This is a genomic window from Kitasatospora sp. NPDC007106 (assembly GCF_040634455.1).
Taxonomy (GTDB): Bacteria; Actinomycetota; Actinomycetes; order Streptomycetales; family Streptomycetaceae; genus Kitasatospora; species Kitasatospora arboriphila.
Genome location: NZ_JBEYFP010000555.1, coordinates 1 through 4,029 on the forward strand (window position 1 = coordinate 1; position 4,029 = coordinate 4,029).

Annotated in this window: 3 protein-coding genes and 2 pseudogenes; 1 reads left to right on the top strand and 4 read right to left on the bottom strand. The window is 72.5% G+C overall.

From position 1 onward, the window contains the following. Together ABZ641_RS28245 and ABZ641_RS28250 are read right to left on the bottom strand one after the other, a co-directional pair. The coding region (locus tag ABZ641_RS28245) for a thiamine pyrophosphate-binding protein (RefSeq protein ID WP_359986180.1) at nucleotides 1-257 on the bottom strand (257 nt) is incomplete at its 3' end. Continuing rightward, entirely contained in the window at nucleotides 254-1,273 is a 1,020-nt protein-coding gene (locus ABZ641_RS28250) for a GlxA family transcriptional regulator (protein WP_344623602.1), read from the bottom strand. The genes ABZ641_RS28250 and ABZ641_RS28245, both read right to left, overlap by 4 nt. Before the next feature lie 154 nt (nucleotides 1,274-1,427). Here ABZ641_RS28250 and ABZ641_RS28255 point away from each other — a divergent pair. Then, nucleotides 1,428-1,730, top strand: a pseudogene (locus tag ABZ641_RS28255) (helix-turn-helix domain-containing protein); the annotation flags it as partial. Between the two features lie 75 nt (nucleotides 1,731-1,805). Here ABZ641_RS28255 and ABZ641_RS28260 read toward each other — a convergent pair. Further along, nucleotides 1,806-3,515, bottom strand: coding sequence for a SulP family inorganic anion transporter (locus ABZ641_RS28260; protein WP_344623601.1), 1,710 nt, complete (start codon nucleotides 3,513-3,515; stop codon nucleotides 1,806-1,808). Nucleotides 3,516-3,689: 174 nt separating this feature from the next. Beyond that, a pseudogene (locus ABZ641_RS28265) lies at nucleotides 3,690-4,029 on the bottom strand (ABC transporter ATP-binding protein); the annotation flags it as partial.

A 4,029-nucleotide genomic window follows, 5' to 3' on the forward strand; every position in this document is an offset into this window, starting at 1 on the left:
ATCGTGACGGCCGAGAACACGTGCTTTGCGACGACGGTGCGCGGGCGGCCCCCGAGGAGGTGCAGGGCGTCGTACAGGTCCTCGATGTTCGCGCCGCCGATGCCGAACACCTGCCGGACTCCGTCCTCGGCCAGAGCGGCCGCCAGATGGTCCACGACGCGGACCCCGGCGGTCGCGCCTGCGGTCTCCCCGGGCGGGGTCGCCCGGATGCCGGTGGGGCCCGTCGGCGGGGTCGTCTCCCGGATGTCGGTGGTCACGGGGTGGCACTCCTGTCTGCCGGGCCGGTACCGAGGACCAGACCGGCCGGCGCGAGGGCCTGGAACCGCCGGCGGTACTCGTTCGGAGTGAGCTCCAGCGTCCGGCCGAAGGAACGGAAGAAGGTTTCGGCGGAGGCGAATCCGCAACGGCGGGCGATCTGGCCGACCGGTAGTTCGGTGGACTCCAGCAGTTTCCGGGCCCGGGCGATGCGCATCTGCTCGATGTACTGGCCAGGCGGAGTGCCGACCTCGCGCCGGAACACCCGGGCGAAGTTGCGTACGCTCATGTTGGCGCGCTGGGCCACCTCGGGTACGGGCAGCGGCTGTTCGAGGTTCTCCAGGATCCACTCCTGCGCGGCCCGGATCGGCGGACGGTCGGCCAGCTGGGCCTCCAGGATCGTGCTGAACTGCGACTGGCCGCCGTTCCGTTTGAAGAACAGCACCAGGAAACGGGCCACCTCCAGCGCGAAGGAGGCGCCGTGATCGGCCTCGACCAGGGCGAGGGCCAGGTCGATCCCGCTGGCCACGCCGGCCGAGGTCGCGTAGGTGCCGTCCCAGACGAAGATCGGATCCGGGTCGACGGCCACCTCCGGGTAGCGTCGGGCCAGCTCGTCGCAGAACGCCCAGTGGGTGGTGGCCCTCCGGCCGTTGAGCAGACCCGCCTCGGCAAGCAGGAAGGCGCCACCGCAGACGGACACCACCCGTCGCGAGCGCCCGGCCGCCCGCCCGATCCAGGACACCAGCTCCCGGTCGGCCAGTGCCTCGGGGAGGCTCCAGCCGCCCGGCACGACCAGCGTGTCGATCGGGCCCTCGCCCGTCCCGAGCGGCTCGGCCTCGATCACGATGCCCGTGCTGGTCCGCACCCGCGGCGCACGGGGCGAGACGATCTCGATCCGGTACTCGCCCTCCTCTCCGGGACGCCGCCGGTTGGCGGTGTCGAACACCTCGATCGGGCCCGTGATGTCGAGGGCCTGGGCACCCGGGTAGACCACCACAACAACTCGTCGCTGGGACACCGTTACAGCCTGTGTCCGGCCGGGGAGTGGCGGCAATGACGGCTTACTGACGAATCCGGCCACGGGAGTTGGACATGTCCACGGCGAACAGCGCGAATGACGCAGCGTCACGACGCTGTGTGAGGCGTGTCATAGTGCCGGCGCGCGCGTCCGGGTCCTGGCCCGGGCGCGCGAGCACCTCGACCGGCCGCTGCCGGTGAACGAACTGGCGGAACGCGCGCTGACGAGCCGCAGGTCCTTCGCCCGGCGCTTCACCGCGGCGACCGGAAGCACCCCGCACCCCTGACTGCTGGACCAACGCCTCGCCCGTGCCGAGGAACTGCTGGAGACCACCGGGCTACCGGTGGGGGAGGTCGCCCGCAGAGTCGGCTACGGCAGTGCGACGGTCCCTCGCGAGCAGTTCGTCCGCCGCCGCGGCGTCCCGCCGAGCGCCTACCGCCGCGCCTTCACCCGCACCGCACGGCCCCGCTGGCACCGTACGCTCCCGATCCCCGTGGCCGGGCCCGGGAGTGCGCGAGGACCGGGCACGGACTCAGCCGGCCGGAGGCCCCCCGGGAGGGGCATCGGGGGACGGGCCGCCCGAATACGCGCGGACGGCGTCGATCAGGTTGCCGAAGACGTTCTCCGGCGGGATCCGCTGCCACAACTCGTAGACCTTCAGGGTCTCCACCAGGGCCGCGTCGGGCCGTGCGAGGACGAAGGTGACGCCGCGCGTGGCGAGGAAGTCGAGCAGGCTGTGCAGGCGGACCCCGGCGGAGTAGTCGACGTCGGCGATGCCCGCGGCGTCGAGCACCAGCCAGCGCACCGGATGGGGCGCGCCGTCGACGAGCGCCTTGACCTGGTCGGCGAAGCGGCTCGCGTTCGCGTAGAAGAGCTCCGCGTTGAAGCGGAAGACGATCAGGCCGGGCGCACTCTCGATCCCCGGCCCGGCGACCGTGTACGTGGGCACGCCCTCGCCGGTGACGCCGACGACGAAGTCCTTGGGCCGGTACTCCCGCCGGATCACCTCGAACAGGGACAGCGCGAGGGCCAGCAGGACGCCCTGCTCGACACCGATGCAGAACACCGCGAGGGCGGTGGCGACGGCCACGACGAACTCGTTGCGGCGCCGGGTACGGATCCGCCGCAGACCGCGCACGTCGATCAGGTCGAGGCCCACCAGGAGCACGATCCCGGCCAGCGTCGCGAGCGGCATGTCGGCCAGCAGATCGGTGAAGACCAGCGCGACCAGGAGCGACAGGAGCGCCATGGTGAGGTTGGCGACCTGGGTCCGGCCGCGCTGCTGGTCGAGGATCTCCGTCTTCGTCGGGGAGCCGTTGACGACGAAGGTCCCGCTCAGCCCGGCGGCGAGGTTGGCGACCGACAGGCCGACCAGATCGCGGTCGACGTCGACGCGGTCGCCGTGGCGGGTCGCGAAACTGTGGGCCGTGGCCGCGCTCTGGGCCAGGATCAGGACGAAGCAGGAGACCGCGACGGAGAAGACCGCGGTCACGTCACCGGGGGTCAGCCCGGACGGCAGGCCGAGCGGCGGGAAGCCGCCCTCGACGGCGCCGACGACGGCGACCCCGTGGCCCGAGGCGTCCGTTGCCGCCGACACGGCGATCAGCACCACCACCGCCACGACGGAACCGGGGAACCGGGGCAGGAACCGCTTGAAGGCCACGATGATCACGACGGTGGCGGCGCCGAAGGCGGCGGTGCGCCAGGAGACCTCGTCCAGGCGGGACATCCAGGACCACTGCTGCTGGAACCAGTTGCCACGGCCCCTGGGGATGCCGAGCAGCTCGGGGATCTGAGCCGTCGACACCTGGACACCGACACCCGTCAGGAACCCGATCAGGACGGCGGCGGACAGGAAGTCGGCGAGGAAGCCGAGCCGCAGCAGCCGCGCGGCAGCGAGGATCACGCCCGACAGCAGGGCGACCAGCCCCGCCAGCCCCACCCACTGCGGCGACCCCGGGACGAGACCGTCCACCCCGAGCCCGAGCAGCCCGGCGGAGAGGATCGCCGCGGTGGCGGAGTCCGCGCCGACGACCAGCAGCTTCGACGAGCCCAGCAGGGCGAAGGCGATCGCCGGCAGGACCAGCGTGTACAGGCCGGTGACGATGGGCATGCCGGCGATCGAGGTGTACCCCATGACCTCGGGGATCGCGACCGCCGACAGCGCCACCCCGGCGAGCACGTCCCGGCCCAGCCACGCCCGCCGGTACCCGCGCAGCGACACCGGGACCAGCCTCGTCATGCCAGTCACGTGGGCACCTCAGCAACGGTCGGAGAACGCGTACGCCCCCATGGTCGCCGTCGCCGGACCGCGGCTGCGGCATTTCGCCCGGGTCCGCGATGTCGGCGACCGACTGCCGGTACGGCCGGACCCGGCCACGTCGCCCCGGATGCGCGGAGCGCGCCGCGGCCGGCGTCAGTGCAGGTCGGCACGGGCAGGGTCGGCCCCGGCGGGGGTGTCGTCGAGGAAGCCGCCCGACTGGTGCTGCCAGAGCTTCGCGTAGGTGCCCTCCGATGCGAGCAGTTCCTCGTGGGTGCCGTGTTCGACGATCCGTCCGCGGTCCAGGACGACGAGCCGGTCCATGGTGGCGACCGTGCTCAGCCGGTGCGCCACCACCAGTGCCGTCCGCCCCTCCATGAGCCGCCACAGGGCCTCCTGGACGAGGAGTTCGCTCTCCGAGTCGAGGGCGCTGGTCGCCTCGTCGAGCAGCAGGATCGGCGCGTCGCGCAGGATCGCCCGGGCGAGGGCGACCCGC

What these genes read in the sequence shown, in the direction of transcription:
- ABZ641_RS28260 (WP_344623601.1), bottom strand. Translation starts at nt 3,515, where the DNA reads ATGACGAGGCTGGTCCCGGTGTCGCTGCGCGGGTACCGGCGGGCGTGG.